Raw genomic sequence first — 16,353 nt, 5'->3', positions numbered from 1 at the left:
AACTTCCTCGTTAGTAGGAGTTCAAATGGGAATCAGTGAAGAGGAATTAAAAAGAAGAATTCCTTCTGTTTATTCGGATGCCTCTTTTGGGCAAGTCAACGAAAGATACTTACACATAAAGACCTCTGATGTTCTCTCACTCTTTTTGGATCTTGGGTGGGAGGTTCAGACTGCAACTGAAATCAATGTCCGAAACAAGGAATGTAAAGGATTTCAGAAACATATGCTAATTCTTGAACATCCTACGATGATCTTTCAAGACGAAGGAAAGTTGAATGTTGTAATCTACAATCCACACAACCGGTCCAATTCTTTAGAAATCTTCTATGGCTTTCTACGTTTTGCCTGCTCGAACCAATTACTGATTCGAAATTTAGGAAATGGGAATCAGAAATCTTTTCGTCACCACAAAGCAAATCTGGATGTTATCAAAGATTGGGTTGTAGAAATTCTTTTTGGATTTAACGATTTAGCCGATGATATTCGGTTCTTAAAAGCAAAAGTTTTGAATCCAAGTCAGGTCAAAGAATTTGCAAATACTGCCTTAGATTATCGATTCCAATCCGATTTACAGGAATATAGAAGATATTTGGTAGAGAGTATTTTACGAGTTCGCAGAAATGAAGATGACGGAAATACCGCTTGGAAAGTTTTGAATCGGGTTCAAGAAACCATTACCAAAGGTCTCGCTTCTTACCCCGACAAAAACAAATATATGCGATATATAAAGTGTAGGCCTATACAAGGAATGGATCGTTTGATTTCATTTGGTACTGATCTCTGGCAATTAGCAAAAGAGATTTAGATACTACGAAATCTTATTCTCGAATTGGTCTCTGAAATATTCTTTCCAAAGGTTATCATACGTAAGCGTATATTGTTTGCAGGAACGAATCTGGAAAATCTAAGACAGGTGAAGATACCATTTATCCAGCTATTTTGATCTAAATCGTCCGAAAGCGTATAATGAATTCGCATATATTTACCTAGTCCATTTCAGAATCCATTTGGATAATCAGCCCTCTTTTGCACAAAATACTCATCACTTCCAACTTCATTCTACACTGCCATTTCAGCCGGAACTTCATTCAAGTTTTTTAAATGCTCCTCAGCAGAATTCTCGTAAGTAAGGTAATATTGCTTACAAGATTTCAAGTTTGGATAATTGAGGAAGCCACCTTTAATTCCATTGTCTATTTGTACAAACAATCCAGACTTGTTTAGGATATAATCTTTGAAGTTCTTCACACTGAACTTAATTTTGTAGGACTTTTTAATACGCTTAAAATACAAGTCTGGGAACTGACCACCTAAGACCAGCTTTTCCTTTATTTTATGAGAAAGAGGAATGTTCTCATTCACTTCCCTTTGATTCAAATGAACATCATAGTTATATTTCCCGACTGTTTCCAGTAATACGAAACGGAACTTTTCTTTTGTGGATTTGCGATTTGAAGGATATCGTTTTACTGCTTCTTCAATAAACTCAAGGTCAATCGGAGTTAAAAACTTGAGATTTGAAATAAAAAAATCATTATGTAGAGCATTCTCTCCATTAACATCAGGTTTGTTTGAGTAATATTTAGGATCAAAGTTCGTTTTGCAAAGATTGTAGAGCCTTTTGAATTCCATAGCCTCCTTACCGTAGGCATTCAACTGAATCGCTGTTAGGTCTTTACTTCCGGCGTTCCATTCTAGGCATTGTTTTAATGTGTCCTCTTCATCCAAACCACGTCTTAGACAATGATTGATGGCCCGAAAGATTTGTTTCGTTCCACCATAACGGTTTCCTTCCGTGATTTCGATTCTACTCATGTTTTCGATTCGTGTACTATTAGTTTTCTTCCAGAGAGTAAGGTCAGAATCGAATTCATTTTCTTGTTCCTTTGTAAAAATAGAGGGCTTCTCAATGAGTAGATTGATTCGTATTTCATCAAATTGCAGATGAAAGTCAGGATTGGAAATATTCAAGAGTGTTTCAACGATCGCTTCACGATAGACTGGAATCATAACCTTTTTATCAAACGAATAAGGGATATAATCTACGGAAAAAGGAATCCTGATTGCCTTCTTGTTCGATCGAATATCTATATTTACCGCAGTCCAATTCTCTTTTACAAGGAGAGCGAGAAGATTCGCAATCCTTGTTCGTTCATTCAATCGACAGATTTTAAAGTAAATATGAGCGCCTCGGTTTAAACTTGAAATTTCAGTAAAAATAGGTTTCGCTCCTGAGTAATTTTCTATATAATCCAGAATCTCATGAATCAATAAAATATATTTAGAATGGCTCATACCTTTCTCAAATTGGGGAGTGTGAGTATCGATGTCCAGTAGAATGATTGAACTTTGAAAATGCTCAAACAGAGCCAAATTATCTTTCTTCCAGGAACGATCATTTTTCAGAATTTTAACTTTGCTACCCGTTCTTTTGAAGTCTTTCAAGAAATTGGATGAAAATATTTTCTGAATGTGTTTTTTTACGACAATCATGAACCTCCAGGAAACCGCTTCATTCAAAACAGTTACATAACTCTCCATCGTATGAACCACAAAACGATAATATTTCTTTCTATCTCCAAAAATCAATTTTGATCTTTCAAAACTCTTGCTTATATCAAATCCTAACTGAATCAGAAAATCTATGTATAAAGTGAAAAATTCTTGTGAGGTTAATAATTGAGTATTCTTTCTCTTTTTTCTTCCATTGTTATGCTTTACAATATTCTTACTTCTTGTTTTACTCTCATCTCTCATTCTAAATTAAATAACTCCTAGTAATTATCAATAGGAGTGATAGAGGAGTAGTTGTTTTAGAGTTTCCTTATGTTACTTATAAAGAAAAATCTATAATATCAGTCCGCATTCAACTTCCGTAATTAATTAGTAACAAGAGATAATGGAACCTAAAAGAGCATCGAAGACCATTTCAGAATTTTCAAAAGATAAGAGAACCTTTATTCAGTTCCGTTCATCCACTCAATAGTTTCTTTGTGAAGATATAAACCTTTCTTAAATTCTACAAAGTCCGGATGATTTACCCCTTTTATAAAATCATTATTTGAATTACAGAGAGCTTCCTTTATTTCTTCAATCACCCAGCCGTTACCTTTTATCTTATGAAATATCAGGTTCGTTACTACAAATTGCCGAGAGCAACGATCCAGGAATCGTTCCAGCCTTTTCCGTTTGGCCTCTGGGCTCGCCTTCGAATGGAATGAAAATGAAGCTATCTTACAGAATCTAACGTATTTAGCGGAATTAAACAGATTGAATATTCTAAGACTTTCATTGACAATTTTTTTAGGATTCTTCGCACCAGCTTTCGTCGTATAATATCGAAAGAGTTCCATTTCCAAACTGTTACTAACAGGATCAAAATCGAATTCTGAAATTTCGGAGAGCAACTTGGCTGTCTTTGAATGAAAGTAGCTTTCAAGGTCTATGTGGAAAAGATCTGTAAAATACTTTATTCCAAGATCGTTATAAATCTTTTCAGCGTTATTAATACGCATTTCACAACGAATTACTTGGTCTGGAATATCCAACTGTTTTTCTTTCTTTAGCTCGGCAGTCTTATCGTAAAAGTAAATTTCACTGCACTTGTTTGTATAATAAGGAGATTCGTCTATCTCTCTGAATTCTAAATAAGCGGATTTTAGGTGACGAAGAATCGAACTGTAAACCGAAAAACTTACCGATGGCTTTATGTTTTTAAACAAATCAATTCGTGAAATTTTCAAGTTTCGCGCATCCTCTATTTTCATTCCATAAATGGATATTATTTCATTCAGCCTTTCTGCAATCTGATAGTAATTAGGCTGACCATACGGAATGAGATTGATCGCATTTTTTAAGCGTGAAACCGAAAATGTAAAACACATTATCGGAACCCCATTGAAATAGTCCTTCCATTCGATTCTAATGCCCGAAATAGATTTTTTGAAATTAACGATCCATTGTTTCCTTTTCGCAGAGTAGAAAATTTGCGCGAAACGTTGAAATATATCCTTATCAATTTTCAAATTTTTGCAAGGAATGAATAACTCAATCGTATCGATACTAACGACATCGTAAATAGTTTCTTGCTGATAAGGCAAAATGCAGATGGGCTTTTCTTTCGTAACTCTCTTCTTTCTTTGTTTTTTATTGTTCATTTAGGAATCCAATGTTCGTCATCACTTTTCCAGGTTGATTTACATTCAAAATATTTCATTAAAAATTCTGTCGAGAATGCTACTATAAAACAAAAAAGTTTATTGCGGTTTTGTTTTTATGAAAATATAGCGAATTCATTATCTGATTTCGGACATATCTTGTTATCCAGTTTTGGACAAACCTTGTTATCTGGATTTGGACAAATTCATTATTCAGTTTTAGGCAAACCTGTTATCTGGATTTGGACAAAACTATATCGACATAATCCCTGCTTCTATTTTTTTCAAGTTCATTTGACAATTAAATCGCATGAAGGTATAATATTATGAATATTTAATTTAAGGAGAATGTTTCTGTTTAACATTATTTTTTGTACAAAATGCGGTATCGAATATTACATTCATGGCGCTCCAGGAAGTTTTATAGATGAGGGAAAACACATTCAATGTGAATCGTGTAGCTCTACGATTTTTATTGGTACCAAACCTAATTTAAGGTTTTCAATTATTTCTGTTGAGAAAAAGAAATCGGAAGATGAAAAAGGAATTTCAACGTTTCCGCCGTATGACCCTTTAATTGTTTATCCCAAAACCCCTAAATGTGATTGCAATGAGGACATGGTAGTTCGAAAAAGTCATCGCGGCGAATTTTGGGGATGCGCTAAATTTCCAAAAGGGTGTAAGAAAACAAAGACTTATATTCAGGAACATCCCTATAGACTTCCAGATCCAGAAGAAGAAAAAGACTACATTCCTCCTTATATGCGGCTATCCTAAATAAAAAGCCTAACATTACGAATTTACTTCCTTAGTTATCTTTATGAGTTACTAAGGAATATTTTTTAAAAGGAAAATGCTTCTTTTAGCATCCATCCAAGTTGTTTAAAAATGAATCAATCTTGATTCCAATTCAGATAACGGTTTGGATCCGCATAAGGGCGAAGATAAAATTTGCTAGTAAGTGCTGGAGAGGAATGGTTTAGCACGCGGGAACAAAAATGTCCGCCGCCAGTGTCCATTAGCTTTTGGGCTAAGCAGTGCCTCAGGGCGTGAGGATGTATTTTTTTTCCAAGGCAAGTTAGAACATTCCAAGAATTGACTATTTTTTGTAATCCTCTTGTGGTTAACGGTTTTCGCGGTGCCCTGTTTCGTCCTGGACAAGAAAGGAAAAAGTAATCTGAATTCGAATCAAATAGACTATGATACGCCTTTAAGCTATTTAAAACCTTGTCCGAAATGACTGAGTAGGATAACTTTCCACCTTTTCGGATGTAACTAACGAGAGTTTCCCCAGATGGAGCCTTTAAAATATTGCTGAATCGAAGAGATACTACTTCCTTAGCTCGCATTCCAGTGGTTGACAGTACTAAAAACAGACAACGGTTACGATGTTCCATTTCACTGCTTGGATTTGAGAATCGCTTTGCAAGCTCCATCATAGTTTCGTCTGTAAGTCCCTTTCCAAAGAAGGAACCTTCTGATTGTAAAGGGTATTTTGAATCCCTTGAATACTTGTTTCGATATTTACTGAATTCTACTACCTTATTTACTGCTGACATTTTCACTCCTCTATAACTAAAGAGGGAAAGAATTTCTTTTTGGAGAAAAGTCGAAAGTTTTTTTGATACGATATTATAAAAAGGAAAATCAACCAAAGAATCATCTGAATCCGACTGGTTATTGAAGAAATTAGAGTCAGGCTAAAGAGTATGATCCCGGATAATATCGTTGAAACAGTTGATTGAAAAGACAGGATGGGTTATCCCCTGTTTTTCAAAAACATCACGCGCCTCTTGAATCCCATCAATTAAAACAAACTCTTCGCTCCGAGTTTTGCCCTCGCCATAAATTTCACCACGAATCAAGAATACGTGTTTGTCCTCTGTTGACTTAAAAAAAACTCGTATATTTTCCGATTTCAATAAGTCTCTTTTAAATTCCCAGCCTGAGCCTTTTGTTTTCTCCGATTTCAAGGCCAAGCTATGAAATTTTTCAATTGCACTTAGGATTGCTTTAAACTCTAAAACACCTACGTTATTTAACTCTTTCCATTCTTCTTTTTCGAGGCCTGATTTGCTCATACGAACTCTTTCATCTTTCTCTTTGGGGAATATTTCGAGAAGAAATTAAGAATTTATTATAGACCTCCCCATTAAGGACATTGACAACTTCGAATACATTGAAATATTCATTCAGTGGATTGAGAAAGATCGATTCATTCAATAAGTAGGTAAAAATATTTTATAAATGAGGATAACTTCCGACTTTATCGCCGATCTTGAAATGCAATTTAGAGACGAAATGCTGAATTCTGGATATAAAAATGTACCTGAATCAAGAGACGCGATATTTATTTCGTATTTTAAGCTTCAACATAGATTGATTGATAGCATTCCAAGAAACATACTTAAATCAGATATATTTAGTTGTCCTAATGAACATATTAAAGGATTGCTTGAATTAGAGGAAAAAATCAAACAAGGATTAAATATAAACGGTCATCAAAGTTCTCAATTGTTAGATGTTGATAAAAATGATCCCTTGCTTAACGATTGGGGAATTTTCCATTTACATTTGGGTTCAAACACTGACCAAAATGGATTCGTTCAAAGAACTGGACCATTGTTGTTCGCTCATTTCGCCCATTCGACCGCGTTTTTTATTGATGTTATCAATCACGGAAATTGGAGTGATAACATTTTGATAGAGACATTGGAGAGAAATTGGCCGGAGACAATCAGACATCGGGAAGTTAAACTTATAGATATTGAAGAAATTACAGCTTCTGAACGAAATAAAATCAGAAAGACTGGTGGCCTATTATTCACAAAAGTCAATGGTAAAGTGTTTGCACCACCTGGGGGCGGATACTCGACTTCTGGCACGAGCAAAAATGCAGTAATTGAGTCTGATAAATTTAGATGGAAAATAAGAAATATAGAGCAAGAAATTAAAACTAATACTAAAATATATGAAAAGACTATTAGACAAAAATTAGGAGTACGGGTTCATAGCATTAAACTTAAATTAGTTTTTCATTTAGGAGATTTACATGCTTTTGAAGAAAATTATAATTTGAAGTTTTACCTAGGAAGAGTGTAAATAACCATCTTTTCAATTTTTTACTTCGTTAGCTGGTAGTTTTTGAATAACAATAAAATTGTCACTGACGCAATTCAAGAGCAAACAATGTCATTGAAAGGCAGTAGTTCAGCTGCACCCTTAGAAGAGAATCGCCTGTACCAATCATTAAAAAAATTCCGATGACATCTATTCTCAAAAGCCTAGAGCGTTAAATTTAGTTGATTTTTAACAGGCCGTTTTCTTCGAAAAATCAGAATCTTAGTGATATTTACTACCAATTTTGATATAATTCCCTTGCGGCATCAACAAATGCTTAATCTGTCCGAAATCAGATAGTATGTTTTGTCCGATATCAGATAATGAATTCGCAATATTTTTAGCCTCAAAATGTTAGGATAGGCGGCTTGATTCTTATCTGTTTTTGTGAGACTCACTATAGATTAACAATATTTCTTATTCCTTTTTTTACGTACCAAACTTCCCAGATAGTTTTTAATATAAAAAATAAAAACGTAAGAATAAAAAATGTGAAAAAATAATTAGCTGCCTCAGAAAACCAAAAAATGGAAAAAGAAATTAAAAGAAAAAAATAAACTAAATTAATAATAATAATGTGGAAAAAATTTATAACAATATAAAGATTATTTGCTCTACATTTGTATAATATCAAATGATAAACGTCTCTTAAACAATTCCAATGGATTGGATAATCAATTAGAAAAAACCACTTCAACTTTAGAAATAGCCCTCTAAATGTTATTTTATTTTTTCTATTTTCTATAATGTAACCACCATTGCGAATTATTTGATTTATTATATCTTCAGAATTTATAGATGTTTTCTTCAATATAATTACTATCCTATATTTATTTATTAATCTTCGCAGCTTTTTCATTAGTTGTAATCACCTCACCTTGATATCCCTTAAACATTAGATTGCCATTGGAGTTCACATCAGGCTTGAATGCTGGCTTTCCTTCTTCACCATAAAGATTAAATGGAAATCCTTTAGTTCGAGTTTCTGCCCCTAACTTTTGTAATCGATTTTCATACTGATTAAATATTTTTTCAGAATTTGCATTGACTTTTGTTTTCGATTGTTTTATTTCCTCCGTTTCATTATCTTTTCCGGTAGCCTTGTTATAAGCGTAACTTCCTCCATATTTTAAAGCTTTTAAAGCTTTCCCCGGACTTCCTATCATTGAATCAAATATATTTGGAGCATTTGGATTTGGCCCTTGATATTTGCCAACTTCTACCCGAGAGTTTGCTTTAAGAGTCTTATTTTTTCCAAAAGCATTTGGATTATTTTCCAAGATTTCTTGCATTTTCTTTTTAACGCTTTCATTAGTTGTATTCTTGCCTTCATATGAAAGTGCTTTCTCTGCCAACTGACTTAATCCTAAACCACTTTTTACATCATTCTTCTCTACTAAGTAAATATTTTTTCCTGTAGTCTCTGCTGCTCTAGGGACGTGAGTATTAGAGTATTCTCTTGCGACTGTGAATATCTCATGCCCAGTCGGATCTTTCGCCCCAATCGGATTCCCCTTCACATACGAGAACCGGTTCCAACCTTGCGTATCAAACTCACCATCAATGATAGTATCCGCACTTGTAAATCTAGCAATCCCCGGGTCATAGTATCTTGCATTGTAAAAGTAAAACCCCGATTCTCTGTCTAACTCTTGCGAGTTGTATTTAGGAGAAAAGTTTGTATCACCTCTTTGAACAAACATCTCACCATACGGAAGATACTGCATCTTGGAAAGAGTCTTCCCTTCATCATCTAACACATGCGAGACAGAATCCACTTGATCAGTCAGGAAGTAGGCAAGCGCACCTGCTTCGTTCATCGCGGCAACCCTCACACCATTCAAGTAGATGTTGTTCACAGAAGTGAGAACATTCTCAGCTTCGATGAACTCCAAGCCATAGAACTTACTTGGATAGAGGATCTCTGTATTCGCAAATTGGTTGTTTTTCGGTTCTAAGGAACTCTTCCTGATTCTAAACCCGCCTTCATCGTACCAATACGTGCCGAGTGTCGCATTGTTCCCATCTTGAATCTGAACAATTCTGTCTTGGGAATCCACGCTGATCCGTTTTGTTAAGTCCTTCGCGTTGTCTCTTTGTCTTGTGAGATTTCCGTTGGCGTCATACTGCATGACAAGAGTATCATTTCCAGATTTAGAAGAATCAATATTCGTAACTTGGTGATTAGAGTAAAGATAGCTCCAATCATCCGTGACGTTGCCACTTGCAGGATCATGAATCCGTTTGGAAGTTAAGTTTCCATTCTTTGCATAGGAATAGCTCTGCTGAAACCGTTTGGTGAGATTGCTCTCAGTCGTTTCAACATGGATCCCGACTGCGTTTGTGAGTCTTCCAATTCCATCATAGTCGTAATCATACTGTGCGTTCCAGTCTGTAGAATTATTTGCAATTCTTGTAATGTTGTTGTTTGGATTGAAGGAATATACCGCGTCTTGCAAGACTTTGTTGCTTCCGTCTACATCCCCGGAAGAATTGAGTCTCACCATTCTACCTTTTACGTCATATCCGTAACTGGTTGCAATTCCGTTTCCGAGTGTAAATCCTGCGGTCTGACCAAACTCATTGTAGGTAATGTTTTCTACAATGTCTTTGTTACAATATCCCGGTAAGATTCCGTTTGTATTGACTTGAACAGAAATCCCTGAAATGTAACCGGCTGTTCCATATTCATAACAAGCACGCATCCTTCCGTGAGAGATCGGATGTTCGGGGTAGTCGATGCGAGTCACACGACCAAGTAAGTCATATTTAGTTTCTGTAATGTATGGACCTTGTGTTTCAGAAGGTAACGGATTTCCTGCGGAAGTAGCCAGGATCACTCGGGTTTCTTTTTTGACACGACCGAGTTTGTCATAGCTAAAGGTTTTGTTTTGATTGGAATCTTCTACACGGACCAGTTTTCCAAGTGCGTTTTCACTTCCGGAGAGGGAATCGTAGACATATTGAATGTTCCCTTCTGGAATATTTTTTGTAGTGATTCTTCCGACCCCGTCGTAACTCAGTGTGGTCGTAACACCTTTTGCATTTGTTTGAGAAGTTAAATCTCCAAATGCGTTGTAATTGTAGGAACTCACACCTAAATCTGGGTCACTTTCAGCTCTTAGTTTTCCAAAAGCGTCATAACTCCAAGTTGCTTGGTTTTTGCCACTGACGTCTTTTGTGGGAACTCCCGCACTTGCGTTTGGACAACTCATCAAACTTGAGTCATTTAAATCACTCTTCTTGGTACGGTTTCCAGCAATGTCGTAACAAAACCCGATTTTAGCCTGTGTCCCGTCACTTGCAAAGTCTTCTACATACAGGATTTCTCCTTTAGCGTCCTTTACGGTTCGTTTGCTCGTACCGGAACTGTGATTCTCAGTCGTTTCAAAAGCAGAGTTGTATGTAGTCGTGATCGTTGTAGGAGAAGTTTCTCCCCCCGCTGTCGGTAGAATTGTTTTTTTCACTCGACCGATTGGATCATATTCAAAAGAAGTTGGATTTCTTTCTTCTAAGTGTAAAACAAACCGGTCAATTTCTCCCGAAGTTGCCCAATTGCTTTGACCTTTACGGATGATTTTTCCAGTCCCGTCATACACGAGCCTTCCTGTGAGTACATAACCAGCGTTGGACGCACTTTTAACTGTGTATATGTTCCGACCCATTCCATCGGAGTAGGTCCTACTTGCAAAGTCTGGGTCTCCCGTGCCGGATGGGAGAATTGTCTTTGCAGAAAGAGGAAAACTGGAATCATATGAATGCGTAGAAATAGTACGAGTTCCGTCATCTGTGTCTGCACTGGCTCGTATGAGTCTTCCAAAATTGTCATATTCAAAATAGCTTTTGTTTCCGTTTGGATCTGTGGTTGTAGCCGGAAGTCCGAACGCAGGCCCATATCCAATCTGATGTGTGGTTGTAAAAGAAATACTTCCACCGAACTTTGTTTCCTGCGTAACAAACTGTTGAAGTTCGTTGTCATACGTGTAGGATGTCCCACGGGCAGGGCTGGAACTTGTATCCTTTTCCAGCGTTTGGTTCCCGTGATTGTCGGTTTCATACTCGGTTGTGTGAGATCCCACAGGACTGAGTCCACTTCCGGTGTAGGAACTCACACGTTTTGTAACATTTCCTCTCGTGTCATACGAAAGAAGTGACGTAATCTCATGAGAACTCCCACTGAATGTAACACTCCGAGTTGCTCTTCTTTGATTCGTCGTATCATCGGTTTCAAAATCGATAATACTTGTCGTGGTCGTAACACCATGTACTGTGTCGGTAAAATGATCGGTGGTTGTGTCGGTCTTCCGACTGATCTTAGTCCCACTGATTACGATGTCGGAACTTTGTGTTGTGGTTCTTGAGCCACTCAAAAACTTTTCAATTTTAGTCGTAACAGGAAGGTAACTTGTGACACCCGGTGCAATTGCAATCTGTTTCAGATCATACGTTGTCTGAATGGTTCCGTAATCATTATTGTCATTGCCTACGATCTTGGTTTCTTTCTCTGCACCTGAGAGAGCCCGGTTCATTAGAAAGTCAGAATACGGAGTTGTGTGGTATTTGTGAGTGGTTCTTTCTCCATATGCTTCGTGAACGGTAAACTCACTGAACCCAAAGTAGTCCGTTTCTTTTTTTCCATCAACGAAAGAAGAAAAAGCAAACCCATTCTTGTATTCGTAGCTTTTAGCTACTCGATTGGAAAAACCGTCATCAATGGTTACTTTGGTGCAAACCCTGTAACTGGTGGGAAGATCCGGAATATCATCGTCACCCGTATTGTCAAACTTAGTAGAATTGGAATATTCAAATTCATAAATACCTCCAATCCCATTTTTCACTCTTTCGATGATGTCTGGGACTGATCCCGTGCTAAGTGCAAAATACCAAGTTGGTTCTTTCAAATGAAAGATTCCAATGTCTGTTAATCCATCCCCATTGTAATCTCCTTGGATCCAACGGAAAACATAGACTTGGGAAGTTAAGTCAGGCCTGTCTAAATTCTTCACGACAACGTTACCCGGAAGAGTGACGATTTTACTCTGTGCTAAGTCATACAGCTTGTCTTCTCCACCCGAAAGTAGGATCGGATTTCCACCTGAGTCAAATCGGTCACTGAAGCCGACTGTTCCCGCATTGTAGAGTGTTCTGGAAACAGAGGTCGCGTTTACTTTTACTTTGTAAAATGAAGTTCCGTTGTCTAAGGTTTTCCCAAACACGATGGAACCATCAGAAGTGAGAGCATATACAATCCCTGCGGGGCTTGCGGAATTGTAATCCGATGTTGTAATCGGAAGTGCAATGTCTCCTGTTAAACGTTTGAATTGAATGGCGTTTGCGTTGATTGTTCCCAGATACCATTTGTGAACCGTGGTTCTTCTATCAACGATCACAAGTTGTGCTTGTGTGGAAGTAAACTTTCCTGAAAACAAGCTAAATTCTTTTCTTCGTTGTCTGTTTTCATTCGTGCCTGCTTGAAAGAGGTCGTTTAAGTCAGTTGCAGTTAAATCTCCACTTGGAGTTAAAACTTTTGTACCACCAAGACCTGAAAGAACAAACCTTGCATTTCCGTTTGTGGTTTGATCATCCAGGATAAGAACGGATTGAGAAGTGTTATTCTCAAAATGATCCACTACCGTTCCGCTATTTAATGGATCAAATTTTGTAACGTCAGTGTCCGTGAAGGTTGCTAAATTAGAAATATCGAATGCAGTTCCGTTTGTATGTTTCAACACAAAAAACTGATTTGTATTTCCTTGTTTTTTGTAAAAGAGGACTTCGCCTTTTGTGTTGTTCGTATACCTGTCCGGTTTTCCGCCCAAGAGGGTAGTGATTCCAGTTCCTTCCGGGTTCAAAGATGTATTGACCCTTTCTGTAAAAGTATTTCCTTGTTTCAGATCAAATACATTCGCTTTGCGATCATAGATCAAAAGTTCGGGAGAATTAGAACAATCGTCCTGAGTAAAACATCCTGGAAATACAAGTTCTCCTTTTCCAGAGTTTAAATTTCCGTCATATTTGTAACTAAGCAGAATCGTCTTTGTGTTGCTTGCTGCTGTAAAACTTGTTTTACCCGATTCTATTTTTACCTCATCCTTGGGAAGAGGAGTTTTTAAGATTCTGTCCTGGTCAGGTCCGTAACTTAGATCACTGTAGACTTTGTATCTAAATCCGTTTTGTGTGGATTCTCCAATCCAAAACTTTCCGTCACTTGCAGAGTAAAATCCAATATCTGTCCTTCCATCTCCATTGAAATCACCTTGTAACCAACGAGTTACTGGTTTGAACTGAGGAGTTCTGGACCAAATCTTGAAATTGATTGTCCCGTCTCCTGTTTCACCTAACGTCCATTCTCCATTACTTCGATCAAACAAAAGAAAGTCACTCAACCCATCTCCGTTGAAGTCTCCCGAAAATCGATCATGTCCGAATAACGCCTGTTCGGGTGCTGTAAAGACTTTGTAGAGTTTCCACTGCATCTGAAAGTAAACGGAATCATTCTTGTTTGGATTGCGATGATTTTCACCCACGAACCACTTACCGGACCTTGAATCATACAGAGAGATGTCTGTTCTTCCATCTCCGTTGTAATCACCGACTAAAAAGTTTACTTTGTCGTGATCCTTTCCGGGTTTAGAAGAATCGTTAGTAGAAGAACTGTCTAAGTTTCCATCCGGAGAATAGTCTCCTCGAAATACATTCTGAAACTTTTTTGCAAATCGAAGAAATTCAAAACTTCCACCTTTGTTTAACATCAAAGTCCATTGACCGGTCGGCTCATCAAAGAGAACTGAGTCACTCAGTCCGTTTCCGTCGTAGTCACCTGGAAACCACTCCATCCGAAAGATGTCCGGGATGCCAGCCATGAGACGCCCGTAACTTCTAAACTGAAATACACGTCCGTCGTGTTCTGCTACAATAAAGTCTCTGGTTTCAGGCAAGTAAAATGCGATGTCACTTCTTCCGTTTCCGTTGTAGTCTCCACTTACATTTCCTTTGAAGAATTGGACCTTTTCTTGTGTATTGTATCCTTGATACCGGTTTGCATACAGTTTGAAGTTGTATCCTCCTTCTTTTCTACCTTCTGCGGCTTTCCAGTTTCCTGACTTGGGATTAAAAAAGAGGATGTCCGATATTCCGTCTCCATTGAAGTCTCCTTCAAAGTATTGTGTAGAATTCGGATCATCTTCTGTTTCGGATGACGTTTGATTCACAACATTCTGCCAGATCAGGTAACGACTGGAGGATTGGTATTCAAACTCTGGGCTTGTAGTATGCCGACTAGATTGTATATTTTTCAACCTGGGTCTTCCGGAATCGGAAGAGGTTTCATATATGGGAGTGTAGTCATACAGTTTACCAGCATTGTCCCAACCGACTTCGATTCTTTCCAGAATCTTGTCCATCTTCATGAGGAACCCGGGTGCGTTGGAAACGTAGAAATCATCTCTTTGTTTGGTGATGAACTTTACATATTGGCGTGCGGAAACACCACTTTTAGAGTTTCCTGTATATCTGATTTCTTTTAAATAAAGATTTCGTGTATTCGAATATTCTGAATTGTCATAATGGACTTGGAGATAGTTTCCGTTTTTGTCTTCTGTTCTTGTGAGATACCAGCTATACGTTTGGTTTGGAACCTGTGGATTGAAGATTCTGCTGGAAGTAGATTCTCCAAAAACCGTCTTGGTTCCGGTTGAATCCAATACTTCCCAAACTCCACCGCTTTCTATATTGCTTAGTCTTAATACAACCAAATCCTCACTTGCGATCTCAGGTCTGTAGGTTCCATTTTCATTTGTGGTTCCACCCGCTACTTTTACGAGTCTTTGTCCGTTCCAAGTAAACGTATCCCTCGCATCATACCAGAGGGCTCCATATTCGGGTGTTCTTGTGATGGATCCAAGACTCAAACTCCATCCCACTCCCAACCAACCATCTCCTCCAGTAGAAGAGTAACTTAAACTCAGCTTGGGTTCTACTCCTGCTCTTCCGCTGGGTGTGTGGATGGGATATGTGAGGTTTACAGTTCCGTAATGTCCCGGCTCGGGTGGTGCAATGAATGCGGCTCCTGCGTGTGGTTCCGCTTTTGTATCGGGATCATCAATCGCAGAGCTGTAGTTTGTTGAGATGGAAAAAAGGTCACTTCCCTCAGGTGCGGGTGCGCTTCCCGGCCCTCCGTTGCCGCTTCCCACTCCACTACCTGAGGACGGAAAGCTTGTTCCCGGCACGAGTCCTGCAAGAGCCATCCACCAGTTATTGTTCTTTCCGTTTTTGCCGGGAATGAGTCCGCAGCTTGTCGTGCAAACAAGGATACAGAAGAATAGTAAGATATTAGTATATAGGATTGCTTTGTTGGTTGGTTTTTCGGAATTTTTCATTTGTTTTTTTATTTTTTGCTTCGGTCTTATTTTCGATTTTTATTCTTTGTTTCACATTTTCACCCGATACACAGACCGTTAGTCGATCGACTTATGTACGTTATGCCTTTCGTTTCAAATGGGAAAGGCAAAGAGACATTCAAATTACAAAAGATTCATTTAACTATGAAAAAAATGAGGCTTATTGTGGCGATATTAAATCCGAAAAATATTTTTTTTATTTGGGATCAAATTGAATGAAACGTAAATACAAAAAGTAAGAATTTAGTTTGCAACCGAATTCATGTCCAATTGAATCAACGTGAGTTGGGGGGAAGGAGTTTCGAGTTTTAAATCTTTCTGTTTTTTTTATAATTTGATTGGCTGTGATTGAAATAGGTGCTTAAAATATTGCGAATTCATTATCCGCTTTCGGACAATTCAAAACCAAATGAGTTTCAGCCTCGTGAGAAAACAGGTTTTATCCTCCAGCTAAATCCTCTCCAACCTCTTCCGATTCTTCCCAAAACAACGGTCCCAAAGGTCCGTTTCAAATCTGTGTAACTTAGCCCTGTTATTTCTGAAACACAAGTCCCAGCTTGAAAACTCACGCTCTGGATTCATGAAATCAGTCCTTAACATTCTCAAATAGTTTCTGCGAGCAGCGGCAGTCCAGTTCTTTGGAAAAGTTTGTAGAAACGAAGGTATCAAATCCCGAG

At 37.7% G+C, this 16,353-nt stretch carries 9 protein-coding genes and 1 pseudogene; 3 read left to right on the top strand and 7 right to left on the bottom strand.

Going from position 1 to position 16,353, the window contains the following annotated elements; all coding sequences use genetic code 11:
* The first annotated feature begins 25 nt into the window (after positions 1-25).
* Positions 26-805, top strand: coding sequence for a DUF932 domain-containing protein (locus LEP1GSC194_RS13930; protein ID WP_020774178.1), 780 nt, complete (start codon positions 26-28; stop codon positions 803-805).
* Between the two features lie 254 nt (positions 806-1,059).
* Here LEP1GSC194_RS13930 and LEP1GSC194_RS13925 read toward each other — a convergent pair whose 3' ends face one another.
* Positions 1,060-2,757, bottom strand: coding sequence for a hypothetical protein (locus LEP1GSC194_RS13925; RefSeq protein WP_020774175.1), 1,698 nt, complete (start codon positions 2,755-2,757; stop codon positions 1,060-1,062).
* Between the two features lie 200 nt (positions 2,758-2,957).
* Positions 2,958-4,157, bottom strand: coding sequence for a hypothetical protein (locus LEP1GSC194_RS13920; RefSeq protein ID WP_020774173.1), 1,200 nt, complete (start codon positions 4,155-4,157; stop codon positions 2,958-2,960).
* Positions 4,158-4,505: 348 nt separating this feature from the next.
* On the opposite strand from LEP1GSC194_RS13920, the gene LEP1GSC194_RS13915 reads away from it, so the two are divergent.
* On the top strand, positions 4,506-4,934 hold the full coding sequence (locus LEP1GSC194_RS13915; RefSeq protein WP_229321830.1) for a topoisomerase: 429 nt from the start codon (positions 4,506-4,508) through the stop codon (positions 4,932-4,934).
* Positions 4,935-5,050: 116 nt separating this feature from the next.
* Here the strand turns inward: LEP1GSC194_RS13915 and LEP1GSC194_RS13910 are convergent, their stop codons facing one another.
* Both LEP1GSC194_RS13910 and LEP1GSC194_RS13905 read right to left on the bottom strand, forming a co-directional pair.
* On the bottom strand, positions 5,051-5,716 hold the full coding sequence (locus LEP1GSC194_RS13910; RefSeq protein ID WP_036042923.1) for a tyrosine-type recombinase/integrase: 666 nt from the start codon (positions 5,714-5,716) through the stop codon (positions 5,051-5,053).
* 141 nt (positions 5,717-5,857) lie between these two features.
* Positions 5,858-6,238 carry an LIC_13246 family protein gene (locus LEP1GSC194_RS13905; RefSeq protein ID WP_020774181.1) on the bottom strand — a complete coding sequence of 127 codons (381 nt, stop codon included), beginning with the start codon at positions 6,236-6,238 and terminating at the stop codon, positions 5,858-5,860.
* Positions 6,239-6,404: 166 nt separating this feature from the next.
* Here LEP1GSC194_RS13905 and LEP1GSC194_RS13900 point away from each other — a divergent pair, with 166 nt between their 5' ends.
* A complete protein-coding gene (locus tag LEP1GSC194_RS13900; RefSeq protein WP_017809753.1) occupies positions 6,405-7,259 on the top strand; it encodes a hypothetical protein in 855 nt (284 codons plus the stop codon).
* Between the two features lie 415 nt (positions 7,260-7,674).
* Here LEP1GSC194_RS13900 and LEP1GSC194_RS23460 read toward each other — a convergent pair whose 3' ends face one another.
* The 3 genes and pseudogenes from LEP1GSC194_RS23460 to LEP1GSC194_RS23150 form a co-directional block, all read right to left on the bottom strand.
* Positions 7,675-8,088 carry a hypothetical protein gene (locus LEP1GSC194_RS23460; RefSeq protein ID WP_331272563.1) on the bottom strand — a complete coding sequence of 138 codons (414 nt, stop codon included), beginning with the start codon at positions 8,086-8,088 and terminating at the stop codon, positions 7,675-7,677.
* A 19-nt stretch (positions 8,089-8,107) separates the two neighbouring features.
* A complete protein-coding gene (locus tag LEP1GSC194_RS13890) occupies positions 8,108-15,655 on the bottom strand; it encodes a SpvB/TcaC N-terminal domain-containing protein (RefSeq protein WP_020774172.1) in 7,548 nt (2,515 codons plus the stop codon).
* Positions 15,656-16,126: 471 nt separating this feature from the next.
* Positions 16,127-16,353 (bottom strand): annotated as a pseudogene (locus tag LEP1GSC194_RS23150) (hypothetical protein); the annotation flags it as partial.

It is taken from the genome of Leptospira alstonii serovar Sichuan str. 79601, from assembly GCF_000347175.1.
In the GTDB taxonomy this organism is placed as follows: Bacteria; Spirochaetota; Leptospiria; order Leptospirales; family Leptospiraceae; genus Leptospira; species Leptospira alstonii.
The sequence above is the reverse complement of the archived record's forward strand: the minus strand, read 5'-3'. Positions and strand labels throughout refer to the sequence as shown.